Annotated in this window: 28 protein-coding genes; 14 read left to right on the top strand and 14 right to left on the bottom strand. The window is 72.6% G+C overall.

The genetic code is table 11. The features are described from left to right. The first annotated feature begins 238 nt into the window (after window positions 1-238). The 8 genes from ACW14Y_RS22510 to ACW14Y_RS22475 all read left to right on the top strand — a co-directional run bounded on the left by ACW14Y_RS22510 (window position 239) and on the right by ACW14Y_RS22475 (window position 9,351). Window positions 239-1,129, top strand: coding sequence for a hypothetical protein (locus tag ACW14Y_RS22510; protein ID WP_456983155.1), 891 nt, complete (start codon window positions 239-241; stop codon window positions 1,127-1,129). Next, a complete protein-coding gene (locus ACW14Y_RS22505; protein WP_456983153.1) occupies window positions 1,119-2,867 on the top strand; it encodes a relaxase/mobilization nuclease domain-containing protein in 1,749 nt (582 codons plus the stop codon). The genes ACW14Y_RS22510 and ACW14Y_RS22505 overlap by 11 nt, the downstream gene beginning before the upstream one ends. Window positions 2,868-3,016: 149 nt before the next feature. Continuing rightward, window positions 3,017-3,334, top strand: coding sequence for a hypothetical protein (locus ACW14Y_RS22500; protein ID WP_380390146.1), 318 nt, complete (start codon window positions 3,017-3,019; stop codon window positions 3,332-3,334). Between the two features lie 120 nt (window positions 3,335-3,454). Next, window positions 3,455-4,834 carry a helix-turn-helix domain-containing protein gene (locus ACW14Y_RS22495; RefSeq protein WP_380390144.1) on the top strand — a complete coding sequence of 460 codons (1,380 nt, stop codon included), beginning with the start codon at window positions 3,455-3,457 and terminating at the stop codon, window positions 4,832-4,834. A 377-nt stretch (window positions 4,835-5,211) separates the two neighbouring features. After that, entirely contained in the window at window positions 5,212-5,952 is a 741-nt protein-coding gene (locus ACW14Y_RS22490; protein WP_380390142.1) for an LbetaH domain-containing protein, read from the top strand. A 2-nt stretch (window positions 5,953-5,954) separates the two neighbouring features. Next, window positions 5,955-7,259: a UDP-N-acetylglucosamine 1-carboxyvinyltransferase gene (locus ACW14Y_RS22485; protein ID WP_380440304.1), complete on the top strand. Its 1,305-nt coding sequence runs from the start codon at window positions 5,955-5,957 to the stop codon at window positions 7,257-7,259. 2 nt (window positions 7,260-7,261) lie between these two features. Next, window positions 7,262-8,305, top strand: a complete 1,044-nt coding sequence (locus ACW14Y_RS22480; protein ID WP_456983149.1) for a serine hydrolase domain-containing protein — start codon at window positions 7,262-7,264, stop codon at window positions 8,303-8,305. A gap of 11 nt (window positions 8,306-8,316) precedes the next feature. Then, the gene (locus ACW14Y_RS22475; protein WP_380390137.1) at window positions 8,317-9,351 is read left to right on the top strand and encodes a UDP-N-acetylmuramate dehydrogenase; all 1,035 of its coding nucleotides are present in this window, start codon (window positions 8,317-8,319) and stop codon (window positions 9,349-9,351) included. 123 nt (window positions 9,352-9,474) lie between these two features. Here the strand turns inward: ACW14Y_RS22475 and ACW14Y_RS22470 are convergent, their stop codons facing one another. From ACW14Y_RS22470 to ACW14Y_RS22450, 5 genes are all read right to left on the bottom strand, one after another. Continuing rightward, window positions 9,475-9,708 carry a DUF6296 family protein gene (locus ACW14Y_RS22470; protein WP_380301035.1) on the bottom strand — a complete coding sequence of 78 codons (234 nt, stop codon included), beginning with the start codon at window positions 9,706-9,708 and terminating at the stop codon, window positions 9,475-9,477. A gap of 86 nt (window positions 9,709-9,794) precedes the next feature. Then, the gene (locus ACW14Y_RS22465) at window positions 9,795-10,193 is read right to left on the bottom strand and encodes a DUF2267 domain-containing protein (protein WP_380390135.1); all 399 of its coding nucleotides are present in this window, start codon (window positions 10,191-10,193) and stop codon (window positions 9,795-9,797) included. A 70-nt stretch (window positions 10,194-10,263) separates the two neighbouring features. Next, window positions 10,264-10,668, bottom strand: coding sequence for a DUF2267 domain-containing protein (locus ACW14Y_RS22460; RefSeq protein WP_380301031.1), 405 nt, complete (start codon window positions 10,666-10,668; stop codon window positions 10,264-10,266). Between the two features lie 44 nt (window positions 10,669-10,712). Further along, window positions 10,713-11,006 (bottom strand): STAS domain-containing protein, encoded by a 294-nt coding sequence (locus ACW14Y_RS22455; protein ID WP_380301029.1) that lies wholly within the window; start codon window positions 11,004-11,006, stop codon window positions 10,713-10,715. Between the two features lie 128 nt (window positions 11,007-11,134). Then, entirely contained in the window at window positions 11,135-11,569 is a 435-nt protein-coding gene (locus tag ACW14Y_RS22450; RefSeq protein ID WP_049649656.1) for an Hsp20/alpha crystallin family protein, read from the bottom strand. A gap of 113 nt (window positions 11,570-11,682) precedes the next feature. Here ACW14Y_RS22450 and ACW14Y_RS22445 point away from each other — a divergent pair, with 113 nt between their 5' ends. Together ACW14Y_RS22445 and ACW14Y_RS22440 are read left to right on the top strand one after the other, a co-directional pair. Beyond that, the gene (locus tag ACW14Y_RS22445) at window positions 11,683-12,369 is read left to right on the top strand and encodes a hypothetical protein (protein WP_380301027.1); all 687 of its coding nucleotides are present in this window, start codon (window positions 11,683-11,685) and stop codon (window positions 12,367-12,369) included. Next, window positions 12,344-12,592 (top strand): hypothetical protein, encoded by a 249-nt coding sequence (locus tag ACW14Y_RS22440; protein ID WP_456983144.1) that lies wholly within the window; start codon window positions 12,344-12,346, stop codon window positions 12,590-12,592. The genes ACW14Y_RS22445 and ACW14Y_RS22440 overlap by 26 nt, the downstream gene beginning before the upstream one ends. 661 nt (window positions 12,593-13,253) lie before the next feature. Here the strand turns inward: ACW14Y_RS22440 and ACW14Y_RS22435 are convergent. Together ACW14Y_RS22435 and ACW14Y_RS22430 are read right to left on the bottom strand one after the other, a co-directional pair. Continuing rightward, on the bottom strand, window positions 13,254-13,916 hold the full coding sequence (locus ACW14Y_RS22435; RefSeq protein ID WP_380390131.1) for a response regulator: 663 nt from the start codon (window positions 13,914-13,916) through the stop codon (window positions 13,254-13,256). Beyond that, entirely contained in the window at window positions 13,916-15,121 is a 1,206-nt protein-coding gene (locus tag ACW14Y_RS22430) for a sensor histidine kinase (RefSeq protein WP_380436415.1), read from the bottom strand. Before ACW14Y_RS22430 ends, ACW14Y_RS22435 begins: the two co-directional genes overlap by 1 nt. 132 nt (window positions 15,122-15,253) lie before the next feature. Here ACW14Y_RS22430 and ACW14Y_RS22425 point away from each other — a divergent pair, with 132 nt between their 5' ends. Both ACW14Y_RS22425 and ACW14Y_RS22420 read left to right on the top strand, forming a co-directional pair. Next, a complete protein-coding gene (locus ACW14Y_RS22425) occupies window positions 15,254-16,048 on the top strand; it encodes an ABC transporter ATP-binding protein (protein ID WP_456983141.1) in 795 nt (264 codons plus the stop codon). Beyond that, window positions 16,045-18,375, top strand: a complete 2,331-nt coding sequence (locus tag ACW14Y_RS22420) for an FtsX-like permease family protein (protein WP_456983139.1) — start codon at window positions 16,045-16,047, stop codon at window positions 18,373-18,375. Before ACW14Y_RS22425 ends, ACW14Y_RS22420 begins: the two co-directional genes overlap by 4 nt. Before the next feature lie 99 nt (window positions 18,376-18,474). On the opposite strand, the gene ACW14Y_RS22415 is transcribed toward ACW14Y_RS22420, so the two are convergent. Together ACW14Y_RS22415 and ACW14Y_RS22410 are read right to left on the bottom strand one after the other, a co-directional pair. Continuing rightward, on the bottom strand, window positions 18,475-19,317 hold the full coding sequence (locus ACW14Y_RS22415) for an NmrA family NAD(P)-binding protein (RefSeq protein WP_456983137.1): 843 nt from the start codon (window positions 19,315-19,317) through the stop codon (window positions 18,475-18,477). 91 nt (window positions 19,318-19,408) lie between these two features. Further along, window positions 19,409-19,888 (bottom strand): CBS domain-containing protein, encoded by a 480-nt coding sequence (locus tag ACW14Y_RS22410; RefSeq protein ID WP_380300989.1) that lies wholly within the window; start codon window positions 19,886-19,888, stop codon window positions 19,409-19,411. Between the two features lie 300 nt (window positions 19,889-20,188). On the opposite strand from ACW14Y_RS22410, the gene ACW14Y_RS22405 reads away from it, so the two are divergent. After that, the gene (locus tag ACW14Y_RS22405; protein ID WP_380300987.1) at window positions 20,189-20,770 is read left to right on the top strand and encodes a DUF5994 family protein; all 582 of its coding nucleotides are present in this window, start codon (window positions 20,189-20,191) and stop codon (window positions 20,768-20,770) included. Beyond that, window positions 20,749-22,344: a MocR-like pyridoxine biosynthesis transcription factor PdxR gene (pdxR, locus tag ACW14Y_RS22400; RefSeq protein WP_456983133.1), complete on the top strand. Its 1,596-nt coding sequence runs from the start codon at window positions 20,749-20,751 to the stop codon at window positions 22,342-22,344. Before ACW14Y_RS22405 ends, pdxR begins: the two co-directional genes overlap by 22 nt. On the opposite strand, the gene ACW14Y_RS22395 is transcribed toward pdxR, so the two are convergent. The 5 genes from ACW14Y_RS22395 to ACW14Y_RS22375 all read right to left on the bottom strand — a co-directional run bounded on the left by ACW14Y_RS22395 (window position 22,319) and on the right by ACW14Y_RS22375 (window position 26,829). Beyond that, entirely contained in the window at window positions 22,319-23,848 is a 1,530-nt protein-coding gene (locus ACW14Y_RS22395; RefSeq protein ID WP_456983131.1) for a UbiD family decarboxylase domain-containing protein, read from the bottom strand. The genes pdxR and ACW14Y_RS22395 overlap by 26 nt on opposite strands. Next, window positions 23,845-24,222 (bottom strand): chorismate mutase, encoded by a 378-nt coding sequence (locus ACW14Y_RS22390; protein ID WP_456983129.1) that lies wholly within the window; start codon window positions 24,220-24,222, stop codon window positions 23,845-23,847. The genes ACW14Y_RS22395 and ACW14Y_RS22390 overlap by 4 nt, the downstream gene beginning before the upstream one ends. Beyond that, the gene (locus ACW14Y_RS22385; RefSeq protein ID WP_380300979.1) at window positions 24,219-24,602 is read right to left on the bottom strand and encodes a cupin domain-containing protein; all 384 of its coding nucleotides are present in this window, start codon (window positions 24,600-24,602) and stop codon (window positions 24,219-24,221) included. The genes ACW14Y_RS22390 and ACW14Y_RS22385 overlap by 4 nt, the downstream gene beginning before the upstream one ends. A 52-nt stretch (window positions 24,603-24,654) precedes the next feature. Beyond that, window positions 24,655-25,362: a flavodoxin family protein gene (locus ACW14Y_RS22380; RefSeq protein WP_380300977.1), complete on the bottom strand. Its 708-nt coding sequence runs from the start codon at window positions 25,360-25,362 to the stop codon at window positions 24,655-24,657. A gap of 165 nt (window positions 25,363-25,527) precedes the next feature. Further along, window positions 25,528-26,829 (bottom strand): TrpB-like pyridoxal phosphate-dependent enzyme, encoded by a 1,302-nt coding sequence (locus ACW14Y_RS22375; protein ID WP_030392689.1) that lies wholly within the window; start codon window positions 26,827-26,829, stop codon window positions 25,528-25,530. Window positions 26,830-26,880: the final 51 nt, after the last annotated feature.

Below are 26,880 nucleotides of genomic sequence, written 5' to 3'. Positions count from 1 at the left end.
TCGCCCGAGCACCGGACCGCTTCCGGACCGGGCGAGCGGCCCCTCACCGAAGCTGACCGACGCTCACCGGAACTCCCCCAGCGTCCATCCGGAGACCCCGGAAGTCCTGAACCGGCGACGTCTACACCGGAACTCCGGCACCGCCAAACCCCTCTTCCGCCGGACCATCACCCCGCATCCGGCGAACGCCCCACCAGCCGACAACCCCCTGCCCTCACAGAAGAACCGGAAGATCCCCGTGCCCGACCAGCAGCACCACCTCGCCCCTGCTTCCGCCACGCCCGAACAGGAAGCACAGCCCTGCGGAACCGGTAGCGACAAGCCCGGACGTGGTGGCATATTCGCCCGCGTCAAGCAGGCCCTGCCCTGGAGCGGCCACGGTCACGACGACGACGGAGCAAGCTGGGGCAAAGTCCACAACGCCGTTGGCGCCGCGGACTTTGCGCTTGACCCCGCCCCAGGGGTGGCGGGGCAGGACCGGCGCGAGGGCGCGCCGGACCAGGAGGTCATGACCGAGGGCGGTCATGACCACGACAAACTTCCCCCGTACGACACCGAGCCGCACAACGACATCGACGCCGAGCGTGCCGACGCCGACGACCGCGTCGTGCGTGAAGCGCCGACCGTGACCCCTGCCGAGTTCATCCACGAGCGCGTTCCGGTGCTCGACCGCCCCGCGCTTCCGGTGGACGACAACACCGCTCCGCTTGCCGAACGCATGTACCGGCCGCGTTCCGGAACCAAGCGCGACGACCAGATCACCTGCTCGGTCGAGCCGGCGGAGAAGGAACTGCTCGACTTCGTCGCCACGAAGCTCAAGCGCTCTCGATCCGCGTTCCTCGCGGATTCCGCCATGAGCGTCGCCCAGGCGTACATGCGGACCGGCCGCCTCAATGCGTTCGTCCCCATGCCCGACTACGAGGCCATCGCCCTCCTCACCGAAGCGATCGGCACCCACCAGCGGGCAATCGACCGGGCCGGCAACAACCTCAACCAGCTCATGGTCGAGGTCTACAGCGGCCCGATCCCCGAGCGCGCCATGGAAGTCCTGACCGAGCTGCACGCCTGCGCGACCCAGGCCCGTCACGCTTACCAGCGCGTCCTGCCGGGAGGCCGCCGTGGTGCCTGACGTCTCCACCGGCTCGCGCACCCGCGGCCTGCTCTCCTACCTCTTCGGCCCCGGCCGGCGCGACGAACACACCGACCCCCACATCGTCGCCGCGTTCGCCATGCCCGGCCTGCCCGACCCCGGCCGAGCCCCCCTCGACCAGCACCATCAGCTCCTCGACCAACTGGCTGACTACCTTGACCAGCCCGTCCGCGCCCGCGAGAGGCGCCTGGGCGCGACGGTCCCGCAGCACGTGTGGCACTGCCCTGTGCGCACCGCCCCGGGCGACCGCTACCTCACCGACGCCGAGTGGGCCGAGGTCGCCCGCCGGATCGTCCACGCCACTGGCATCGCGCCCGATGGCGACGACAAGGGCTGCCGGTGGATCGCCGTACGCCACGCCGACGACCACATCCACATCATGGCCACCAGCGTCCGCGAGGACGGCCGCCGCCCCCGCAACAAGCGCGACGGCCAACGCGCCCAGGCCGAGTGTCGCAAGATCGAGAAGGAACTCGGCCTGCGCCAGCTCAACTCCGGCGACCACACCGCCGCCCCGATGCCCACCAGCGCCGAGCAGGCCAAGGCCCAGCGCACCGGCCACCAGCAGACCGCCAAGGAGTGGCTGCAGGAACAGGCCCAAGCCGTCGCCGCCGCCGTCCGCGACGAGCAGGAGTACTTCTCCACCCTCACCGCCCTCGGCATCCAGGTCCGCTACCGCATCGGACCCGAGAGCGGCGACGTCATCGGCTACAGCCTCGCCCGCCCTGGCGACGTCAACGCCCAAGGCGAACCCGTCTACTTCGGCGGCTCCAAGCTCTCCCCCGACCTGTCCATCAACCGCCTGCGCGAACGCCTCGCCACCCAGCAGCCCACCACGCCCGCACGGGGCACGGTCGAACCGGACCGCTGGCGACAGGCCGAGACCACCCTGCGGGAGACCGCCCGCTTCGCCTTCCAGGACCAACACCACCCCGACGTGCCCGACGTCGACGCGTTCGACACCGTCGTCCAGGCCCAGGCCGCCGCTTTCGGCGAACTCCTCCACACCGCAGCCCTCACCGCCCCCGCCCACACCCGCGCCGAACTACGAGCCGCCGCAAACGCGTTCAACCGCGCCACCCGATCCAAGGTCCGTGCCGAACACCAGCAGGCCGCAGCCCTTCGCACCGCCGCCAAGCAACTCCTGCACACCGCTGGCTCCGGCGAGGACGGCGCCGCCGCCGCTGCCCTGCTGTCCACCGCCGTCTTCGTCGTGATCGCCATTGCCCGCTGGCACCAGACCCGAGGCCACCAGCAGCAAGCCCTCGCCGCCCAGCAGTCCCTCGTCCACCTGCGAACCGCCTACCGGCAGACGGCCGAGCCGGTCATCGCCGACCTCACCCGCCGCACCCCCACCCCCAAGACCACCGACCGCCTCGCCGCCCAGGTCCAGGCCGCCGTCCCTGACCACGCCCAGCGCATCCTCGCCGACCCGTCCTGGCCCGCCCTCGCCACCGCGCTCGCCCAGGCCGAATCCTCCGGCCAACCACCCCGCCGAGCCCTCACCGAGGCCGCCCAGCAACGGGAACTCACCACCGCCGACCGACCCGCCGAAGTCCTCCTCTGGCGCCTGCGCAACGCCACCAGCGACCGCATCGACCAGCGCGCCCAGGCCGCCCGAGCCCACACCACCAGCACCACCGCGAAGGCCGCGCCCACCACGCCCGCCGTGCCGACCAGCCCCAAGGCCGCCAGCGATCCCACCCGCCGACGCTGATGCTCACGTGCCTGAACCGCGCCCCCAAGTCACACGAACGCCCGTGCCATAGATGTCGGTTCGATGTCTTCTCCGGTGGCCGGGAACCACCCCGGCCGCCGTGCGTCTTGTGTGCTTGCCAGCCGTCACCCGACACCGAAGGGCCCCACTTGACCAACCCCAGCACCGACCACGACGGCCACCACAGAGCCGTCATCCGCGCCGTCCCCCACCCCGGCGAACTCGACGCCCGCGGCATCCCCATCACCTGCCCCGACTGCCGCGCCCGCCGGGACTGGCTCCTCCTCAACGTCCGCCACCAGGTCTTCGTCCGCTGCCGCTGCGCGACCGAGTGGCACGAGCCCGACCTCACCCGCGCCTACTTCGACCTGCACTTCACCGCCCCCGAACACGAGTGGGACGACTACGGAACCGCCATGCGGGCACTTGCCTTCGACGGCCTGCTCGCCGGCACTACCTGGTCGTGACCCGCAGCCTGAGGCTCGCCTACACAGCGGGCCTCAGGCATTCCAGGGCCGGCCCACGAACCAGCAGCACCTTCCCGGACAACGCGGTCACTGCCAGCTCCGGTCCGAAAGCACTACACCGTGGCCCCCAGCATCGGTACGGTAGCGATCCGTAGTGGCTTCAACACGGCACCGGGGGCCAGCGTGGGGGGCAACGGCATCACGTTCGGCAAGTTCATCGCGCTCCGTCGCGCCGAGATGGAGTGGACCCAGCTCCGCCTCGCCACTGAGCTCGACCGCAGCGAGGTCTGGATGTCCCTGGTCGAACGGGACTTGCAGCAGGTGAAAGATCTGACCCTGCTCCGGCGCCTCGCGGAGGTACTGAGCTGCGAGCTCAACGAGCTGATGGCCTTACCGCAACCAGCCGCAGACCGGCCGAGGTCCCGCCCCCGCAAGTCCACCTCGGCTACGCTGACGAGCAGTTCCGCTGCCGAGGAGGACGATGTGCGACGCCGCCCGTTCCTGACCCTGGCGGCTGCCGCCCTGTTCACCCCGGTTGCCGGCCAGCAGGCCGCGCACGCCGAGGCAGCCTCACCGCTGGCCGGCCTGGAGGACCTGCTGCTCTACGGGACAGGGCGGGTTCCGGCGCCCCGCAGCGAGCCCACCCACGAGACAGTCGCCGCCTCCCTCCTGACGTCCCGTCGCGAGTTCAAGGCAGCCAAGTACGACGCGCTCGCTGAGGCTCTGCCGAGCCGGATCGCTACCGCCCAGATGGTCGGCAGCACCGAGGAGCGGGCTCGCAACGTCGCCCGGCTCTACAACATCGCAGTTCGGCTGTGCATCAAGATCGGTGACAACAACCTGGTGGCCATCACCGCCGACCGCGCGCTCACCGCCGCCCGGGACGGCGGCGACCCGCTAGTGGTCGCCGAGGCACAGCGGATGGTCTCCAGCGCCTGGCGCCGCCAGGGCAGCCTGGCCCGAGCAACCGACATCGTGGTGGTCGCCGCCGAAGACCTCCTCGCCGACACCGCGGTCCCCGAGTCTGCCCGCCTGGCCGCCCGCGGCGACCTGTACGCCACTGCGGCCTATACCGCCGCGAAGACCGGCGACCGCACCTACGCGCACTCGCTGATCCGTGAGGCTGCCGACAGCGCCGCAGCTGCCGGCCGGGCTTCCGGCCTGGTCGACGGCATCCAGGGCGTCGCCCTGCACGAGTTGTCGGTGCATTACGAGCTTGGTGACGCCGGCCGAGCAATCGAGCTGGCCTCCACGATCGACCCCACCGCGCTGCCGACCGCCGAGCGGCAAGCCCGGTTCTTCACCGATGTGGCCCGTGCGTTCGACCAGTGGAACAAGCCCGAACAGTGCTACCGGGCTCTGCTGGCCGCCGAGGAGGCGGCCCCGCAGGAAATCCGCCGGGGTGCCGTCCGTGACCTTGTCACCCCCTTGCTTCGGCACGAGCGCAAGCTGCCCGGCGTACGGGACTTCGCCGCCCGAGCGGGCGTTCAGATCGTCTGACCCGTAGCCGGACTACGTGCCGTAGTCCGGCTACGGTTCCAGGCTTCCGCCCGGCAGTTCACTGGGGAACGTCCACTCCTCCCCCTGCTGCCGAAGGCCCTCCCATGCCAACGCCCAGCACCTCCCCGCCGCCCGACAACCGGCGGCACGCCGCCCCAACGGATCGTGACCGGCTCGGCGCCTTCCTCACCGCATCCTGGGCCGCCTTGCACCTGCCCGTGCTCGCCCTACTTGGCCTGGCTGTTCATAATCAGCCGGCTGAGGCCAGCCCCCAGGTTTCGGCGACCGCGCCCGATCTGCCTGCCTTCTGAGGCACCTGGAGGCCGTCGCAACGGCCCCTCCCCTTCTTCCTCGCTCGCCCGAGAGGAGATCCAGCCATGCACCGGCTGACCGACGCGCCTGCGCTGAACACTGAGCTGGAGCGCATCGACTACCGCACCACACCCGCGTACTACTTCGATACCGAGCACGTCACCGACCCGGTCGTGCTGCACCTGCTGAACTGCTGCCCGACCGTGTTCGGCCTCAAGAAGGCCATCACCGACCTGCTGGCCGGCAACCTGGACGTCTCGCTGCCGGAGGCGACCGGGACCATCGAGCCCGGCGCCACCGTTCGGGGCCACGTGATCGTGGCTCCCGGAGCCGTCATTGCGGAAGGCGCGTTCGTCACCGGCCCGGTGCTTGTCTGCACCGGCGCGGTGATCGAGGCCGGCGCACGGGTGCGCGACAACACCGTCGTCGGTCCCGGTTGCCAGATCGGCTTCGGCGCCGAGGTCACCCGCTCCCTGCTGACCGGCGGGGTCTTCATGAAGCACACCAGCTTTGTCGGGGACTCCGTGCTCGGCCTCGGCGTCAACATCGGCGCGTTCGTGTCCACCACTGGCCTGCGGGTCACCTCCGGGCCGGTCGTTGAACCGGCCACCGAAGAGGTCTGCGCCCACCTCGACGGCCGCCGCATCGCCACCGGCCAGACGAAGTTCGGCGCGGTGATCGGCGACGGCGTGATCGTTCCCGCCGGCACCGTGCTCCAGCCCGCCACCCTGATCGGCGCGCACACCCTGCTCTACCCGAAGACCCAGGTCGGGGGCTTCTTCCCGGCCGGAAGCCAGGGAAGGTGACCATGCCCACCACCGACACCACCACCATGACCGACCAGCGGGCCGTGCGGATCACCGGGGGCCGCCGCCTGGTCGGCACCGCCGCCGTCCAGGGCAGCAAGAACATCGCCCTGCACCTGTACGCCGCCGCGATCCTCGCCGACGACCCGCTCACCCTGGCCGGTGCACCCGAGATCCTGGACACCCTGGTCGTCGCCGACATCCTGCACCGCACCGGCACCCGCGCCACCGTGGCAGGCGACGAGTTCGCCACCCGACCGGCCGACTCCTACTTCCCGGTTATCCCGGACGACCTCGGACGGCGCATCCGCACCACCGCGGTGATGGGCGGCGCCCTACTGGCCCGCGCCGGCAAGGTCACCTTCCCCACCCCCGGCGGGGACGCCTTCTGCGCCCGCTACATCGACCGGCACCTGGCCGCGATGGAAGCCGCCGGGGCCGAGGTCGAGGTGAACCGGGGCCGGGTGCGGGCCCGCTTCACCGGCAAGCGGCTGCCGTTCATCACCGACGCCGAGACCCGCTCGTGGGGGCCGAGCCTGGGTGCGACGGTCACCGCGATGCTGCTGGCCGCCCGGACCCCGGGCACCTCCGCGATCCTCAACCCCAGTGTGGAACCCGAGGTCACCCACACCGCCGCCCTGCTCTCGCAGGCCGGCGTCGGCATCGAGTGGCGGGGCGGGACGGCTCTGAACGTCACCGGCACCGACCGCATCCGGGGCGGGGTGTTCACCGTGCCGCCGGACCGGCTGGAGGCCGCCACTCTCGCGCTGGCCGCCGCCATCACCGGCGGCACCGTCCACCTGGACGGCTTCCCGCCGGCCGCGTTCCCGGACGGGCTGGTGTCGGTGTTCGCCGACGCCGGAATCCAGCTCGACCCGCTGGACGGCGGAACGGCGGTCAGCACCCCGGCCGGGCCGCGGCCGGTACAGATGGCCACCGGCCCGCACCCCGGCTTCCCGACCGACGTGCAGCCACAGCTGACTGCCTTCCTCACCCAGGCCGAGGGCACCTCCCGCATCGACGAGCGGATCTACACCCAGCGCGACACCCACCTGCCCGCCCTGGCCGCGTTCGGCGCTGCCGTCAACGCGACCGGCTCGGCGATCACCGTCCGGGGCCGGTCCGCCCTCAACGGCGCCAGCGTGGCTGGGGAGGACATCCGGGCTGTGACCGCTCTCGTGATCGCCGCCCTGGCTGCCGAGGGCACCTCTACGATCCGAGGGATGTATCACCTGCGGCGCGGATACGGCAGCCTGCTGCCGAAGTTGGCCGCGCTCGGTGCCCACCTGACGATCGACCAGGAGTAGCCGTGACCAACGCCGTGCCGTGGAAGCCGAACGCGCTCGCCGACCTGCGTGATTGCCTGGACTTGATGACCGCAGACGGCACTGTGCCTGGCGGCGTCATCGCCCATGGCACCTTCGACACCGAGCCCGGCTACCTGGCCTCCGGCGTCGTCGCCCCCGAGTGCGGCGACGCCCGGCCGGGGCCGGACACGGTGTACGACGTGGCCTCACTGACCAAGGTCCTGGCCACCTGGCCGCTGGTCGGCACCTCCCTCATGGACGGCTTCACCCTGGACACCCCGATCCGCGACCTGCTGACCGGCATCCCGGCCGAAGCACCCGGCGGCGAGGTGACGGCCCGCCAGATCCTGGCCCACACCTCCGGCCTGCGGGCCGACACTCGCCTCGACCGATACCGGGGCCGCACCGAGCCGCTGGCCGAGCTGATCTGCGGCGAAGACCTGATCGCTGAGCCCGGAGCCGGTCACCGCTACATCAACCGCGGCTTCATCCTCCTCGGCCTGGCTCTGGCCCACTACCGCTGCCAGCGCCTGGACGAGCTGGCAGCAGAGCTCTGGCAGCACCTCGACCTGACCAGCACGACCTACGGACCGGTGCCCCGCTCCGCCCTGGTCGCCCCGACCGAGCAGCGGCTGGCGGGCGGGCCCCGGCTGTGGGGGATGCCGCACGACGACAACGCCGCCCTGCTCGGCGGAGTCGCAGGCCACGCCGGGGTGTTCACCACCCCGGCCGACCTCGCCGCCTTCGCCACCCACCTGCTGTCCTCGCACGCCACCGATGGGCCCCTGGGCCGCTGGCTCGCCCACAGCATGCAGCCACAGGCCGAGATCGAGGCGGGCCTCGACCGTGGCCTGGCCTGGATCCTCGCCGACGAGAGCAGGGTGGCCTACCACCACGGCTTCACCGGGACCAGCCTCTACCTCGCCCCGGCCACCGGCCGCTACCTGGCCATCTGCACCAACGCCGTCTACCACCACCAGGACAACCGCACCCGTCTCGCCCCGCTGCGGACCCTCGCCCTGAAGGCGATCACCGACGAACCCTAGGAGGGCCACCCGTGCCCAGCACCACGCTCGCGTCCCTCACCACCCTGCGGCTCGGCGGCCCGGCCAGCGACGTCCTGCAGGTCGCCGACCCCGACGACTGGTTCGAACTGGTCCGCACGATCGGCGACCGGCAGGAGGACGCGCCCCTCACCCTCGGCCACGGCAGCAATGTCATCGCCTCCGACACCGGCCACGAGGGCACCGTCGCCCTGATGAACACCCGGGGCATCACCGTGAAGCGGGTGGACGACGACACGGTGGCCGCGACCGTCCAGGCCGGCCACCCGCTCGCCGACCTCGTCCAGTGGGCCGCAGCCGAACACCTCGCCGGGATCGAGTGCCTGGCCGGCATACCCGGCACTGTCGGCGCCGCCCCCGTCCAGAACGCCGGAGCCTACGGCCAGCAGGTCTCCGACACCCTCGACCACCTCACCGCCTGGGACTGGGACATGGGCCGCCTGCGGACCCTACCCACCCAGGCATGCCGCCTCCGCCACCGCGACAGCCGCTTCAAGAACGACCCCGGCCGCTGGACCATCCTCACCGCGACGTTCCACCTCACCCGCTCGCCGGCTGCCCCGATCACCTACCAGCCGCTCGCCGACGAACTCGGCGTCCACGTCGGCGCCCGACCGCCCGTGGCCGAGGTGGCCACCGCCGTCCTCGCCAACCGCCACCGCCGCGGACTCCTCCTCGACCCCCACGGACCCGACGCCCGCCAGGCCGGATCGGTCTTCCTCAACCCACCCGTCACCGCCACCCAGGCCGCCCGCTGGTCGGATGCCGGCTGCCCGGTCCACAGCGACAGCGACGGGCAACTGCGGGCCAGCGCCGGCTGGCTGCTGGAGCACACCGGCTACCGCCCCGGCTACAAGATCGCAGACGGCATCCGCTGCTCGGAACACCGCACCCTCACCCTCACCGCCCACGACGGAGCGACCGCAACTGGCTTCGCCCAGGCCCTCACTGAACTCTCGGCGCAGGTCGAGATCGCAACCGGCATCAAGCTCCGGCCCGAGCCGACGTTGGTCGGCGCCTGGGCATAAGAAGCCTGGTGGGCACCAAGACCTCCATGCGCGGAAACATACCCCTCCGCGCCGCCATCAGCAGCCAAGACGACGGCGAACACTGGCACTTCACTCGGGGCACCGAGAACCGCGAGCATCCGGTCAGGGCAGTGGCACGGCGTGAAGGCAGGCATGGCGGCCGGGCCCCGGCAACGCGGTGAGCGGCCGGGCCACCTCTCCTTCGATCGCCACCCGGAATGCGCCCGCCTCATCTGTGTACACCGGTTCCCCGGTAGCGGTGTACACGCCGATGAGGTGGACGACGACGACCTCGGGCGGCCCGTGCCGGCCGGGCGGGCCGGGCAGGGTGACCGCGTAGCGCTGGGGTCTGTCCATCGGTCGCGTCGCCTCATTCGGTGTGCGGTTGGGTGCTTGCCAGGGCAGCGCGGAGCGCTCCCGCGAGGTGGGTCGGGCCCGCTGTTTCAGGCGACGGCGGCCAGGTCCGCGCGGCCGAACAGCAGGGCGTAGCCGCGGGGTAGGTGGGCGAGGAGGCAGTCGGTGAGGTTGTCGTCGGTGAGGGTGGTGAGGGCGGCCAGGACGGAGGAGGCGTCCCAGCGGGCGGCGGTGAGGCTGGTGCCCAGGGTGTGGGCGAGGCTTTCGACGAAAGCGGGGGCGGTGACGGGATGGGGCAGGGGGATCTGGGCGGCGAGGACGGCGCGGGCCCGTTCGGGCAGGGCTGCGGCGAGGTCGCAGCGTTCGTCGCCGGTGAGCTGGGAGCCGAGGAGGGCCAGGACGGCATCGAGGGCGCGTTCGGCTTCCTCGTCGGTGGGGTAGCGACCGAGGTTGCGGACCTGCTGGAGGAGGTGGCGGTAGCGGGTCATGACCGTGGAGCCTTCCAGGGGCTGGCCGCTGGGCGGGCCGGCGGCGTGTGAGGGGTGGTCAGGGTCAGGGTCAGGGTCGCGTCCCTGCGGTCGGGCGGCCGAACAGCAGGTCGTAGCCGGGTGGCAACTGGAGCAGGACCTGGTCCATGAGGTAGTCGCCGGCGGCGTCGGCCACTGTGGACAGGACGGCGCCGATGTCCCACAGGGCCGTGGCCTCGGTGGCGCCCTCGATCCAGGCCGCGGTCGCGCGCACGAACCGCTCGGGGTTGAGTGGCTCGGCGGCGTGCAGCGGGTTGAGCAGGATCAGGGCCATGGTCTCGGGCAGTCGGGCGGCCAGTTCGGCGCGCACGTCGCCGACCAGGTGGGCGCCGAGCAGGGCCAGGATTACCCGGGCGGCCCGCTCGGCCTCCTGCGGGCTGTCGTACTCACCGCGCTCCCGGACCTCTTCCAGGAACGTCTCCCATCGAAGCGTCATCGCGGTTCTTCCTCCGTACCGAGGCCCGGCGCGCCCGGGTGGCCTCAAGGCTCGACAGCCAGGCGCCGGTGCAGACCGGTCAGCTTGAGCAGCCGCATCACGCAGCGGCCGGCCCCGCGCAGGACCAGGCGGGCATCGCACCGGTCGGCCTGGCCCTGGGCCCGGACCAAGGCGCCCAGGCCCGCGCAGTCCATGAACGTCACCTCCGACAGATCCAGCACCACCTCCCGGTGCGACTCGAGCGCGGTGGCCAGAGCACGGTGCAGCGAGGGTGCGGCGTCGAGGTCGATCTCGCCGTGGGCTCGCACGATGAAGGGCTGGTTGCTCTGGCCGTTCATGGCGTTTCCGCGTCGCTGCTGGTAGGCCGGTCCAAGTAGACCGGCCCGGCGGTCGAGGGATGTTCCGGCCGCCCCATTCGATCGAGGGGGAGAGATCAGGGGCGGCCGGAACGGCATCGGGGAACGGATCAGGCCTGGATCTGCTTGCGGCTTCCGCTGTGGCTGATCTCGATCTTGCGGGGCTTGGCCTTCTCGGCGACCGGGATCTTCAGGGTCAGCACGCCGGCGTCGTAGTCGGCGGTGATCCCGGCGGGGTCGAGGGTGTCGGAGAGCATGACCTGGCGGGAGAACACGCCGAGCGGGCGCTCGGACAGCTCCCACTTGATGCCCTCGCCTTCCTGGCGCGGGCGGCGCTCGGCCTTGACGGTCACCATGTTCCGCTCGACGTCGATGTCGATCGCCTCCGGGTCAACCCCCGGCAGGTCGAAGCAGATCACGTACTCGTCGCCGGCCCGGTAGGCGTCCAACGGCATCGGCGTCGGACGCGACCAGGTGCCGGTCGTGTTGAGGAACTGCTGGGTCAGCCGGTCCAGCTCACGGAACGGGTCAGTGCGCAGCAGCATTGCGAAACACCTCCAGGTGGTTGGGCTGTGGGAGCCAGTGCGCTTCACCTGACTCCTTTCTAGCGCGTCATCCATCCGATGACAAGGCGCCACGTCGCCTATAGAGTGACTGCATGAGCGAGAAGTCCCGCAGAGCCGCCCCCAACGCCTGCCCGCCGGTCGAGCCCGTCTCGTTCCTGGCAGCCGCGGCGGCGCTGGCCGCCATCGACGACGCCGTCCGCACCGCCCAGAACCCCGCGTCCCGGCCCCCGACCGCCCCCGGTGAGCGGGAAGGCCCCGAGCAGGCCCTGGCCGCACTCGTCCTGCTGCGCGAACTACGCGGCCAGCTCGCCGGCTGGGAGGCCGGCCTGGTGGAGAGCGCCCGGGAAGCCGGCGCCACCTGGGCCGACCTCGCCCACCCGATGGGCGTCGCCAGCCGCCAGGCCGCCGAGAACCGCTACCTGCGCCTCAAGCCCGCCGCCGAAGTTTCGCGGTCCGGTACCGGCGCGGAACGGGTCAAGGCTGTCCGTGACCGGCGAGCCGCCGACCGATCGGTCACCGTCTGGGCCCGCGACAACGCCGCCGAGCTGCGGGTCCTCGCCGCCCAGATCACCACGGCCGCACTCGCTCCCGGCGCCCGTCCCGCCCAGGCCGCCCTGACCGCCGCCCTCGGCGCCACCGACCCCGCCGACCTGATAGAGCCCCTCGCCGCCGTCCGCCCCCACCTCGGAACCGGCCAGGGCCACCTCGCCACCCGCCTCGACGCCCTCACCCACCACACCACCCAGCTCCGCGATGACAGCGACCGACGCCGCGCCTGACCCTGCCACCGCCGCCGAAAGGCGCTGGCAGGACCTCCTGGACCGGATCCACGACCTCGAAGCACGAGTGGCCGCCACCACGAGCACCGTCAACGCCGCCCTCGACCACCACCTCGCCCGCCTCGACGCCCTGCGCCGCCACCTCGCCCACCCCAACTGGCCACTGCCCGCCCCCGATCCGGACAGTCCCCCGACCACGCCGACGGACAACCGGCCGGCCTGACAGAGCCGGGAGCATGCAACCACCCCGGCCGTCAGAACCGGCTCCCGTGTTCCACCGGCGCGCCCAGCGGGCCCGTCAGTGCTGGTGGTCTCCGGCGACGTACCGGCTCCAGGTGGCCCCTTGTCCGTCGCGGCCTGCTCGGTGGTGAAGTCGGTGGAGCCGAGCGCCTTCGCAGCGACAGCGGCAACGAATGATCGAAAGCGACCCACTTCTGTCGCGGTTCCTGCCCGACTGGAAGGCCGAACCGCGTGCTGAGGAGCGGGCTCGCCTCATGGCGTAGACGGCAGGAACCAGCTGACCAGAGACATCGCGAGCAGGGGTTGTCGGGCCCGGTGAGCGGAGCCAGCTGGTCTCAGTTTTGGTCTCATTCACCCCCGTCCAGCCGGGTTCAGCCGCCGCCCAGCGGTTCACTCCGGCGCAGGTCAGGACGGGTGTGAACCCCGGCGGACGGCGTTCGGGAGAATTGGAAAGCGTGTTGGGGGCAACCCCTCACGAGTTCGAATCTCGTATCCTCCGCCTCTGCCAGCCATGGCAGCACGAAGGCCCCGACCGGGAAACCGGTCGGGGCCTTCGGCGTTGTACCGGGCCTGCCCCGGCGCCCCGAGGACGCCGGGGGCACCGGGGGCACCGGGGGCACCGGGGGCCGACGGGTTCTTGCGGGCTATCCGGTCGGGGAGACCAGGCCGTGCTCGTAGGCGAGGATGACGAGGTGGACGCGGTCGCGGGCGTCGAGCTTCGCGAGCAGGCGGGTCACGTAGGCCTTGACGGTGGCGGCGCTGATGAACATGGTCTCGGCGATCAGGGCGTTCGAGAGGCCCCGGCCGATCAGGGTCAGCACCTCCAGTTCGCGGTCGGTGATGCCCTGGATCTCCTTGGGCCGCGGGGTGGCGGGGTGCTGGGGGCGGGCGGCGAACTCCTCGATCAGGCGGCGGGTCACCTTCGGTGCGATCAGGGCGTCCCCGGCGGCGACGACCCGCACGGCCGAGATGATCTCGTCCAGGGCCATGTCCTTGACGAGGAACCCCGAGGCCCCGGCCCGCAGGGCGTTGTAGACGTTGTCGTCGTCGTCGAAGGTCGTCAGGACGAGGACGTGCGGGGCGCCGGCCTCCTTGGTGATCATCCGGGTGGCTTCGATGCCGTCCATGCCGGGCATCCGGATGTCCATGACGACGACGTCGGGGGCCAGCTCCCGGACCAGCCGGACGGCCTCGGCGCCGTTGCCGGCCTCGCCGACCACCTCGATGTCCGGGATGTCGGTGATCACCATGACCAGGCCGGCGCGGATCAGCGGCTGGTCGTCGGCGAGCAGGACGCGGACCGGCATCAGACCTCCATCGGGACGGGGAGACGGGCGGTCACGCGGTAGCCGCCCTCGGGGCGCGGACCGGCGGTGAAGTCGCCGTTCAGCAGCTTCACCCGGTCGCGCATTCCGGCGATACCGTAGCCGGTGCCCTCGCCCCGGCCGGTTCCGGAGCCGCTGTCGACGACCACCACGGACAGGTCGCCCGGCCGGAACTCCACGGAGACCCGGCACTGCCGCGTCCTGGAGTGCTTCACCACGTTGGTGACGGACTCCTGGATGATGCGGAACGCGGACAGGTCAACCTCGGGCGGCAGCGGACGCCGCTCCCCGCGCCACTCGACGTCCACCCGGAGGCCGGCGTCGCGGACGTTCTCCACCAGCCGGTCGACGTCCCCGAGCCCGGCGAGCGGCCGGCCGGCGCCGACCGACTCGGCGTCGTGGAGGGCGCCGAGCATGCGCCGGAGCCCGGCGAGCGTCTCCCGGCTGGTCTCCTCGATGACGCCGAGGGCCCTGCGGGCGCCCTCCGGCTGGGTCTCGATGACGCGCCTGGCGGCCCCGGCCTGGATCGCGACGACGCCGATGCTGTGCGCGACCATGTCGTGCAGCTCGCGGGCGATCCGCAGCCGCTCGGCCGTCACCGCCTGCTCGGCGACCCGGGAACGCATCTGTTCGGTGTGCTCGCGCTCCTGCCGTCGCGAACTCCCGACCACCCAGGCGACCACGACCATCATCAGGACGACGGCCTCGATCGAGGTGCCCACCCGGAACCCCAGCGCCAGGCGGGTGCCGACGTAGCCGAGCAGCCCGGCCAGGGCCAGCCCGGCGCAGCACAGCGACGTCCGCCGGGCCTCGGTGGCGGCGGCGAAGCAGAGGGCCACGCAGACCGGCAGGTACTGCTGGGGCGCGATGCTGGTCGTGTGCAGCGGGCCGTTGGTCAGGACCAGCGCGCCGAGCACCAGCAGTGTCGTCGAGACGAGCGCCTGGCGGGTCAGCAGCAGGCAGGCACCGACCGTCAGGGCGGCGGCGAGCAGCAGCATCGCCTGCTCGCCGAAGCTCATCGCGAACGGCTCGATGCGGTGGCTCTTCTCGCCCCACGGCTGCAGTTGTTCGCCCGGCCAACGGATCTGGACGACGAACGAGTACAGCGTGGACACGCACCAGGCGAGCGCCGTCCACGCGCCGGGGGTCACACGGTGGAGCAGCGTCGCGGGTGGGGTCGTGGGCATGGCGCGATCGTAGGCGCGTGATCGTCCGGCGGCATCGGACCCAGGGTGTACACCCTGGGTCGCTGTCCCGGCCCCGGGATGCCGACGACGCTCCGATGCCGCTCGACCAGGGCGATCGGCAGTGTTCTCGCCATGACCAACACTGGCGGTTACGAGGAACGGGACGTCGTCGTCCGACTCACGGACGTGCGGAAGGACTTCGGCGACTACGCGGCCCTGGACGGCGTCTCGCTGACGATCGGCGCGGGCGAGTCGGTCGCCGTGATGGGGCCCTCGGGCTCCGGGAAGTCGACGCTGCTGAACATGGTGTCCGGGCTGGACCGGCCGTCCGGCGGATCCGTCGTCGTCGGCGGGGAGGACCTGGTCGGGCTCGACGAGAAGGGCCTGGCCCTGTTCCGCCGCCGCCGGGTCGGCATGATCTTCCAGTTCTTCAACCTGCTGGACGACCTGCCGGCCCTGGACAACATCGCCCTGTCCGGACAACTGGTCGGCCTGAAGGCCACGGTGGCCCGCAAGCGCGCCCTGGAGCTCATGGGCGAACTCGGCATCGCCGACCGGAGGAACGTCTACCCCGCCTCGTTGTCCGGCGGCGAGCGGCAACGGGTCGCCACCGCACGGGCCCTGATGAACCGGCCGGCGCTGCTGCTGGCCGACGAGCCGACCGGCGCCCTGGACAGCCGCTCCGGCGACCAGGTGACGCAGCTGCTCATGGACCTGAACGGGCTCGGCCAGACGCTCCTGGTCGTCACGCACGACCCGCGGCTCGCGGCGCGGTGCGCGCGCCGGATCGTCGAGGTCGCGGACGGGCGCATCGCCCGGGACAGCAGCACGAACGGCGCGGCGACCACGACGGCCACGGCGCCCACGACGACCACGACGACCACGGCGGACGCGGCGGCCCCGACGGCCACGGCGGTCGCCCGATGAGCGCCGTCTGGCGGGCCGCCCGGGCGGCCGTGAAGCGGCGCAGGTTCCAGACCTTCGTCCTCGGCGTCGTCGTCATGGTCTCCAGCGCCATGGCCATCGCCACGCTGGGCCTGCTGGCGGCCGTCTCGGGCCCCTTCGACCGGGCCTACGACGCCGCGAACGGGGCGCACGTCGTCGCCGAGTTCGACAGCTCCAAGGTCACCGCGGCGCAGCTCGACCGGGCCGCGAAGGCCCCCGGCGTCGAGGCCGTCGCCGGCCCGTACCCCATGGCCGTCCTCCACTCGCCCGCGGAGACCGGCGACCACCCGGTCGGGATGTCGGGTTCGTTCACCGTCGTCGGCCGCGACCGGCCGGACACCCCGGTCGACACCCTCGAACTCAGCTCCGGCCGCTGGCCGTCCGGCCCCGGCGAGATCGTCCTGAACGCGCCCGCGTCCCTCGGCCGGGCGGAGATCCGGTCCGAGCACGAGGTCGTCACCCCGGACGGCGTGAGGCTGAAAGTCGTCGGTTACGCCGCCTCGGCGAGCCGGTCCGCGGGCGGCTGGGTCACCCCCGACCAGGCCCGCGCCCTGGGCCCGGCCTCGTTCCAGATGATGTACCGCTTCGAGGACGCCGGCTCCGAGTCGGCACTGAAGGCCGGCACGGCCGCCGCCACCGAGGGCCTGCCGTCGGACGCCCTGACCGGCACCGGTTCCTACCTGACCCTCAAGGCGGAGCTCGCCAAGGGCCCGAACACCTATGTGCCGTTCCTGACGGTCTTCGGCGTGCTGGGTCTGATCGTCTCGGTCCTGATCGTCGGCAACGTCGTCAGCGGCGCGGTCGTCTCGGGCTTCCGGCACATCGGCGTCCTCAAGGCCCTCGGGTTCACACCGAACCAGGTGACGGCGGTCTACCTCGTCATGGTCACCGTCCCCGCCGTGATCGGCAGCCTGCTCGGCTCGGTGATCGGCGGCCTCGTCGGCAGGAAACTGGTGCGCCAGGCGTTCTTCGGCATCTTCGGCAACGATCTCGTCGTCGACAGGGCGACCGTCCCGAGCTGGGTCCATCCGGTGGTACTGATCGGGATGCCGCTCCTGGTCGCGCTGTCCGCGCTCGTCCCGGCGCTGCGCGCCCGCCGCCTCCCCGCTGCCGTCGCCATCAGCGCGGGCGGCGCCCCGCGGACCGGACGCGGACTGGCGGTCCAGCGCAGGCTCGGCGGGTCCCGGCTGCCGCGCCCGGTGAGCCTGGGCCTGGGCTGGCCGTTCACCCGGCCCGGCCGCACCGCCCTGACCCTGTCGACGGTCGTGCTCGGCGTCATGACGGTGACGATGGCGATCGGCGTCTCCACCTCGGTCGTCGAGTTCGGGAAGCTGCGGGACCGGGCCGACCGGGTCCAGGTGCGCGTCGACCTCAACGACCCCAAGTGGAACCAGCCCGGCCCGACCCACTCCGACGACCAGCTCCTCGCGCTGCTGCGCGCGCTGCCCGGCACCGCCCACGTGTCCGCGCGGAGCGTGGCGGAAACCCGGATGACCGGCTCGCCGGACATCGTCCGGGTGGGCGTCGAGACGGGCGACACGGCCGAGCTGCACCCGGACCTCGTCCGGGGGCGCTGGATCGAGGGGCCGAACGAGGTGGTGGTGTCGTCCGAGTTCTGGCACCGGCACCAGGTGTCCCTCGGCGACACGATCACCCTGGACACCAGCGACGGGCCGCAGCCGCAGAGGATCGTCGGCGAGACCACCGAGGGCTGGGACGTGACCACCCTCGACTGGGACCGCTTCGTCCCGCTCACTCCGGTCCAGCGCGCCCAGGGCTTCTCCGTCCAGCTCACGAAGGGCACCGACGCGCAGGCCTACGCCACCGCGGCGGCCGGCACGGACCCGGGGCTGAACGCGTCGGTGAACGGCGCCGCCGACACCGTCGAGAAGGTCGTCATCGGTGTGGTGTCGACCCTCACCCTGATGCTGGTCCTCGTCTCCGGCCTCGGCGTGTTCAACACGGTGCTCCTCAACACCCGCGAGCGGCGCAAGGACCTGGGGATGCTCAAGTCCATCGGCATGACGCCGCGCCAGGTGATCGCCATGACGGTGACGTCCGTGGCGGCGATCGGGGCGGTCGGCGGGATCGTCGGCGCGCCGCTCGGGATACTCGCGCACCGGATCGTGGTCCCGCTGACCGGACGCGGCACCGGGCTCGATCTGCCGGACTCGCTTCTGCAGGTGTGGAGTTGGCCGACGGTGGGGCTGCTGGTCCTCTCCGGCTCCGTGATCGCCGCGCTGGGGGCCTACCTCCCGTCCCGGGGTGCGGCGAGGGCACCCGTGGCGGAGGTCCTGCGGACGGAGTAGCGGACCGGGCAGCGGGGGCGGGCGGACGGACCGCGAGCGCCACGAAGGGCCCGACCGCGAGCGCGGTCGGGCCCTTCGGCGTTCCGCCGGGGCGAGTGGTCAGCGGAAGGCGGCCAGGTTGTCCGTGACCCACTGGGTGTACGGGCGGGGCGGGTGACCGGTCAGCTGCTCGACGGCGTCGTTGACCGGGGCCGGCCTGCCGACCGTGTCGGCCATCAGGTCCAGCAGGGCGGCCACGAAGTCGGCGTCCATGAACTGGCTGAGCTGCTGCCGCACGGCCGGCGCGGGCACCTCCTCGAAGCGCAGCTCGCGGCCGAGGACCAGGCCGAGCGTCTCGACCTGTTCGGTCTGGGTGAGCGACTGCGGGCCGGTCAACTCGTACACCCGGCCGAAGTGTTCGGGGTTGCCGAGCACGGCGGCGGCCGCGTCGGCGACGTCGTGCTCGTGCACCGACGAGGCCGCGGCCGCGGCGTGCGGGCCGCGGAGGACGTCGCCGCCGCCCTGCAGCTGCATGGCCCAGGCCAGCGAGTTGATCGCCGGGAAGAACAGCCGCAGGAACGTCCGGTCGATGCCCATCGCCGTGATCTCCTCTTCCACCCGCGCGTGGTAGGCGCCGATCACATCGGGCTGCGGGTCCGCGCCGTCGACGACGGCGCCCGAGGACAGGAACACGATCTGCCGCACTCCCGCCTGCCGCACCCGGTCCAGCAGCGGCCGCACGTCCAGGCCGTAGGGCAGTACCAGGAACAGCTCGGTGACACCGTCCAGCGCGGCCCCGAGTGTCTCCGGCCGGGCCAGGTCCCCGCGCACCACCTCCACGCCCTCGGGCAGTCCGGCCTTCTCGGGGGTCCGCGACAGGGCGCGGACCTTCCGCCCGGCGCCCGCCAGCGCCTCCACCGTCTGCCGCCCGAAGTGCGCGGTCGCGCCGATCACAAGAATCACGGCGGATCCCTCCCCAACACCGTTCCGGTCACTGCCTTCGGGAGAGACAGTAGGCACCGTCTAGGACAGGTTCTGTCCTAGACGGTGCCGATCACGGAGTCGGCGTGGTGGCGAGGAGGCCGGTGACGAGGAGGCCGGAGGCGCGGTCCGCGGTGAGGACGCCGAGGATGTAGCCGTCCTCGTCGACGACGGGCCAGACCGCCAGGTGCTTGATCCGCATCGCGATCGCGGCCAGGGCCAGGCCCATCGTCGGCCAGGCGAACGGGCCGCGCTGGTGGGCGGTCGCGCTGATCGCGGTGCGCTCGGTGGACCGGGCGCGCTCCAGGAAGGGGTGCAGTCCGGTGCGGGTGACCAGCCCCTCGCACCGGCCGTCGTGGTCGCGGACCAGCAGGTACTCGATGTCGGCGCCGTGCAGGATGTCGTCGGCCTGGTCGACGGTGCTGTCGTCGGCGATCTGGTACTCGCAGGGTTCCATGGCGTCCGCGACGGTGAGGCCGTGGCCGGGCCGTTCCGTCCGCGGGGAGCTGGTGGTCACGTCCGTGTGCGGGGAGTAGGTGGTCACGGTGTTCACCGGTCCCGTCTCCGGTCGCCCACCGGGGGCCACCGGATCGCCCTTCACCCAGAACGAAGCCGGAACGGGTACCGGAATGCGTCATGCCCTGGATGTCTACGACCCTACTCCGACGGCGGGCGGACCGGGGCAGACCGGAGCGGACCGGAGCGGACCGGATCCGAACGGACCGGAGCAGCCCGGAGCGGACCGCCGCGGAGTACCGTGGAGAACAACCGAGGACATCCCGCACACCGGCATCAGCGTCGACGTCGCCCTGGGTCATGACGGGTCCCTCGTGGACCGGACTGGCGGCCTCCGATGATGCCGATCCCTCTCCCCGTCTCCGCCGGGCGGTGGTCGGTGCCCGGTGTGCCGCTGCTGCCCCGCCTGCTGCTGGAACCGACGATGTCCCGGGACGGGGTCTTCGACGGCGCCTGGTGGCCCCGCAGCAACCGCATCGCCGCCGAACTGCCGGACCTGATCACCGCGCTGGGCGCCCACTTCGGCCGCATCGTCCGGGTCGGCCTCGACAGCTCGGCCTGGGACGGCGTGCCCCGCTCCGTCGCCGCGAACGGCCTGACGGTCAGGATCAACTGGTTCACCGGCAGCGACGCGACGATCAGCGTCACCCGCGGCTTCCAGGACCACTTCCTCCTGCTGGTGGTACCGCCCGGCACCAGTGCGGCGACGGCCTCCTCCGCGATGGCCGGCGCCTCGGCGACCGGGAACCGCACCCCGGCGGCGGAACTCCTGCTCGGCCGAGGCCCCTGCTCGGCCGATCGGGCGGAAGGCGGGCCAGGGGCGCGCCCGCTCTCCCTCCGGCCCCACGGGGTGTCGTGCATGCGACACTTCGGGAAAACGGGGCCGGAGGGAGAGGCGTGGGATCGTCGGAGCTGCTGATCGTGCTGGACCGGGGCAGTGCGACGCCCCTGCAGCAGCAGGTGTGCGACGGGATCGCCGGACTGGTCGGGTCGGGGCGGCTGCGGCCCGGGGAGGCGGTGCCCGCCTCGCGGGAGCTGGCCGCCCAGCTCGGGGTCTCGCGCACGGTGATCCTGCGAGCGTACGAACTGCTCACCGCCAACGGCCTGCTGACGGCCCGCCGGGGATCGGGCACCAGGGTGGCGGAGCGGGCCGCCGGGGAGGGCGCCGCGCCCGGCCCGGCCCGGACGGCGCTCGCGCCGCAGCCGCCGCTCGCCACCGACGGCGGGGACGCGCTGTGGCAGCCGTGGGAGCCGCCGCCGATGCAACAGGCCGGTACGGCACTGGACTTCCGGCACGGGACCCCGGCACTGGCCAACTTCCCGGTCTCGCGCTGGCGGCAGTCCGTGCACGAGGCGTACGCGCGGGCGGACGTCGCCGCGCTCGGGTACGGGCCCGCCGAGGGCTCCGCCGCGCTGCGGGCGCAGATCGCCACCCTGGTCCGGCAGAGCCGGGCGCTGGACGCCTCGCCCGACAGCATCCTGGTGACCAGCGGGGCCACCCAGGCGCTGGACATCCTGGCCCGGCTGCTGGTCGGCCCGGGCGACGTGGTGGTGATCGAGGACCCGAGCCACACCGTGCTGCGCCAGGTCTTCGGCTCCACCGCCGGGACCGTGGTGCCGGTGCCGGTGGACGAGGAGGGGCTGCGGGTCGCGGACATCGACGCCCACGTCCGGGCGCACGGCCAGGACCCGGACCGAGTGCGGCTGGTCTACGTGACGCCCTCGCACCAGTTCCCGACCGGGTTCATCATGTCCGAGGACCGGCGGCGGGCCCTGCTGGCCTGGGCCGGGCGGCGCGGGGCGACCGTGCTGGAGGACGACTACCACAACGAGTTCACCTTCGCCGCCGAGCGGCTGCCGGCCCTGGCCGCCGCCCGGCACCAGGGCACGGTGGTCTACGTCGGCAGCTTCAGCAAGACGCTCTTCCCGGCGCTGCGGATCGGCTACGCGATCGTGCCGCGGCGTCTGGTGCGGCCGTTCCTCGGGATCAAGTGGATCACCGACCGGCTGACCCCGACGGTCGACCAGGAGGCGCTGGCGCACTTCGTCGCCACCGGCGCCTACGCCCGGCACGTCAGCCGGATGACCCGGCTGTACCGGGAGCGCCGCCGCTCGCTGCTGGACGGCCTCTACACGCACTTCGGCGCCGAGGTGCGGATCTCCGGGGCGGCCGCCGGCCTGCACGTCCTGGTCGCCCTCACCGGGGCGCGCGGCGTCGGCGAGGACGAGATCGTCCGCCGGGCCGCGGCGCTCGGTGTGCGGGTGTACCCGGCCTCGGGGTACTTCGTGCGGGAGCCGCCGGCCGAGCCGACCTTCCTGATGGGCTACGCCGCCCTGCCCGGCACCCGGATCGCCGAGGGCACGGCGCTGCTGGCCGCGGCGGTCCGTGAAGCCACCGAGGTCCGGGAGGCCACGGCCGCCCGGGCGACCAAGGCGGTCCGGGAGGCCACGGCCGCCGGGCCGCCCGTCAGCCGGAGCCGGGCGCGTCGGTGAACCGGGCCCGGCGGAAGCGGCGCCGCTGCGCGTACGGCACGGTGCAGTCGAACACCGCCTTCGCGGTACGGCCGTCCGCCGACAGCGCGGGCGAGTAGGCGACCGACTGGGTCGGGTCGAGCGGGAAGCCCTCCCGGTCCGGCAGGACCAGCAGGTCCCGGTCGGCCTGCCACCGGGTGACCATCGCCCACCACAGGTCCTGGTCCGACTCCAGGTCGACGTCCTCGTCCACGGACAGCACCAGCTTCGCCATCCGGAACTCCTCCAGGACGGCCTGCGAGGCCTCCCGGACCAGCGCGTCGTCCTCGGCCGAGCGCTTGGCCGCCCACTGGAGCACGACCATCAACTGCCCCCCGCCGGCGGTGTGGCAGTGCACCGCCCGGACGGGGGCACCGCGGCGGCGCAGCGCGGCCAGCACGGCCGCCTCCATCCCGAAGCCGAGCAGGACGGACTGTTCGTGGCCCGGACCGGAGACCGCCTGGAGGATCGGGCCGCGCCGGGCGGTGATCCCGGTGATCCGGACGGTCGGCAGGGCCGGGTGCGCGGTGCCCTGGTAGCCGAGGAACTCCGGGGTGGCGGCGGTGCCCCTCGGGTTCTCCGGCATGGTGTCCGGCAGCAGTTCGCCCTCCAGCACGTACTCGGCGTGGGCGATGTACTCGGCGTCCACCGTGCGGCAGGGCAGCAGTTCCACCGGGGCTCCCGCGAGCGCCCCCGCCACCGCCAGTTCGTCCGTCCCGGTCGGGACGAGCGAGGTGGGGCAGCAGGAGGCGAGCAGCACGGCCGGGCCGAGGCCGAGGTGGATCGCCACCGGCAGCGGCCGTCCGGCGGCGAGGGAGTTGCGGTGGGCCTGTTCGAGGTCCCGCCCCGGCACCATCCAGATGGTGAGCAGGTCGGGGCCCTGGACGCACATCCGGTGGATCGACAGGTTGCGCACGCCGGTGGCCGGATCGGTGGCCAGCACGGCGCCGAGGGTGAGGTAGGGGCCGGCGTCCTCGTCGGTGAGCACCGGGACGGGCAGCGTGGTCAGGTCCGGCTTCCGGTCGCTGCGGGCCCACCGGTCGGGGTCGGCGGCGGGCACCGGCGGCAGCGGTGCGGCCACCGCGTCCAGCAGCCGGTGGGCCAGCTCGGCGGGGGTGGCGCCGAGCAGGGCCGCCGCCCGGCGCCTGGTCCCGTACAGGCCCATCAGGACGGCGCTGGCATCGGGTTGCTCGCCGTCCCCGCTCCCGCCGTCACCGGCCCCACCGGTACCGGCCCCACCGGTACCGGCCCCACCGGTACCGCTCCCGCCGTCCTCGGCCGCGCCGCCCGACGGCGTGACCTGCTCGAACAGGACGGCCGGGCCGGGGCCGGTGGGCGGCGCCGCCGGGGCGCCGGCCCACCGGGCGTAGCGGGAGGAGACCCCGAACCGGGCCGGGACCTCCTCCCGGACCCGGACCAGTTCTCCTGGCATCAGGTCCAGCGCGGCCAGCGCCGCCCGCAGGTCGGCCGGGTGCCGACGACTCATGGCCCTTCCCCGGCGGCGGCCGCGGAGCCGGCGGCGGCCGCCGCGGCGGCGGCCCGGCGCTCCTCCAGGAGCACCATCTGCATCCCGGTCAGCTCGTCGATCAGCGTGCGGTAGGTGGCCTCGGCGATGCCCGGCGGCATGCCGTGCTCCTCCGCCAGGCCCCGGACCTTGGCGACGACCTGCTCGACCCGGCCCGGGGAGCGGACCGTCTCCTCGTCCCGCTTGAACCCGGTCAGCTCCCGCACCACGGCGGTGCGCTCCGCCAGCAGCCCGACGATCCGCCGGTCCAGCGCGTCGACGGAAAGCCGCAGTTCCTCGATCCGGGGGTCGATCGCGGGCGACGACGGGTCGGCCGCCGTACGGTCGGCGCTCATGCGGTCGGCACCACCTTGTCGACCACGTACACGACGGTCGGCTCGCCCTGCGCGCCCTGCGAACGGTGCTTCTCGTCGTCCGGGATCACGAAGCCCATGCCGGGGCGGCACGGCACCGAGCGGTCCTCGAAGTGGATGGTGAACTCGCCCTGCAGCACATAGCCCTGGTGGCCGCGGTGGCACCACTCGTGCTCGTCGAAGCCGGCGGGCAGCTCCATCAGGCGGACCCGCAGGCCCTGGGTGTAGGCGATCTTCACCCGGCCCTCGGCGCCCGGCTTCTGCCACTTCTCCCAGGGGATCAGGTCGAAGTCGACGCCGACCAGGACGGGGTCCCCGGTCTGGCTTCCCTGCTGGTCGCCGGTCTCGGTCTCGGTGGACATGGCACTCCTCAACAACACGTCGGAAAAGGGATATCGGTGGATCGACGGCGGTTCAGCTGACCTGCTTCTCCGAGGAGGTCCGCTGCCCCGGCAGGACGACCCGGGTGGCGCGGGAGACGCGCTCGTTGCGGTCCTCGACCGGCAGCACGGGCCGGCCGTCGGCCGTCTGGTTGCGGCGGAGCAGCTGGGTCATGTCGATCATGCGGTGGAGCATCCGCTCCAGTGCCTCCAGGCCCTCGGCGTCCTGGAGCTGGGGCTGCGGCGAGGTGTTGCGCAGCAGCGCCGGAAAGCCGCTGCCGACCAGGATCATGCGGTTGAGCAGCAGGTTGTCGACCAGTTGGCTGTGCACCGCGGCGTCGCTGTACCGGCGCGAGACGACGATGATGCCGCCCACCTTGTTGGCCAGGGGACGGTCGAAGCGCAGGAAGCCGACGCCGGCCCGTTCGATGAAGATCTGCATCAGATGGGCGGGGCCGAAGCCGTGCACCGGGGTCGCGTAGACAATGGCGTCCGCCTGCTTCATCTGCTCGACGATCGCGGGCATGTCGTCGCGGAGTTCGCAGGGCGTGGTCCGCTGGTTGCAGTCGCCGCACGGGCTGCACGGCGAGATCCGGTGCTCGCGCAGGTGGACGGTCCGGAACTCGGCGCCCCGTTCGCGGACCAGGCGGCCGGCGTACTCCAACGCGAGGTCGGTGTTGCCGCCCGGCCGCTCGGAGCCGCAGATCCCGAGCACGATCGGAGTCGGAGTTGATCCTTGCACGTGGTTCCCCCTCGTAGTCTGCCCCTACGGGGGCGGGCGGCCGGACGGGCCCGTGGTGCGAGGGCCCGTCCGGCTGTTCGCCCGCCTGTCACCGCTCAGTACTCGTCAGTCCTTGAGCTTTCTCGCCGGTCCTGGATCGTTCTTGTCGGTCCTTGGGCGTTCTCGTCAGTCCTTGAGCTTTCCGGCGAAGTAGTCCGTGTAGGCCTGCATGTCGAAGTGCCCGTGGCCGGACAGCGTGAACAGGATGGTGCGGGCCTCGCCGCTCTCCTTGCAGGCCAGCGCCTCGTCGATGGCCGCCCGCACCGCGTGGGTGGACTCCGGCGCCGGGACGATGCCCTCGTTGCGGGCGAACAGGACGCCGGCCTCGAAGCAGGCGGTCTGCGGGACGGCCCGCGCCTCCAGCAGGTCGAGGTCCTTCAGGGCGCTGATGATGGGCGCCATGCCGTGGTAGCGCAGCCCGCCCGCGTGGATGCTCGGCGGCACGAAGTCGTGGCCGAGGGTGTGCATCATGGTGAGCGGGGTGAGGCCCGCGGTGTCGCCGAAGTCGTACTCGTAGCGGCCCTGGGTGAGGGTCGGACACGAGGCCGGCTCGACGGCGAGCGCCCGCACCGAGCGGCCGCCGCGCAGCTGCTCGCGCAGGAACGGCAGGACCAGGCCGCCGAAGTTGGAGCCGCCGCCCGCCGCGCCGATCACGATGTCCGGGTAGTCCTCCGCCAACTCCATCTGGAGCAGCGCCTCCTGGCCGATCACCGTCTGGTGCGTCAGCACGTGGTTGAGCACCGAGCCGAGCGCGTACTTGGCCCGGCCGCCGCTCTTGACCGCGGCCTCCACGGCCTCGGAGATGGCCAGGCCCAGGCTGCCGCTGGCGTCGGGGTCGGCGGCGAGCGCGGCCCGGCCGGCGTCGGTGAGCACACTGGGGCTGGCGTGCACCGTCGCCCCGAAGGTCTCCATCAGGGCACGGCGGTAGGGCTTCTGCTGGTGGCTCACCTTGACCATGAAGACCTCGCACTCGAGGCCGAAGTAGGCGGAGGCCATCGCGAGCGAGCTGCCCCACTGGCCAGCGCCGGTCTCGGTGGTGAGCTTCTCCACACCGGCCTGCTTGTTGTAGTACGCCTGCGGCACCGCCGTGTTGGGCTTGTGGCTGCCGGCCGGGCTGACGCCCTCGTACTTGAAGTAGATCCGCGCCGGGGTGTCGAGCGAGCGCTCCAGCCGGTGGGCCCGGACCAGCGGGCTGGGCCGCCACTGCCGGTAGACGTCGATCACCGCGCCGGGGATGTCGATCTCGGCCTCGGTGCTGAACTCCTGGGCTATCAGCGACTCGGGGAACAGCGGCGCCAGGTCGGCCGGGGTGAGCGGCTCCCTCGTCCCGGGGTGCAGCATCGGCGGCACCGGCTTCGGCAGATCCGCCAGCACGTTGTACCAGGTGGTGGGGATTCGGTCCTCGGGCAGCAAGAACTTGGTGATCATCGGGCCCTCCCGGAATGCATGGATACGGCGGTCGATCGGACGGTCACACGG

The organism is Kitasatospora sp. cg17-2 (genome assembly GCF_054031055.1).
This window is presented reverse-complemented; position numbering and strand designations above follow the sequence as displayed.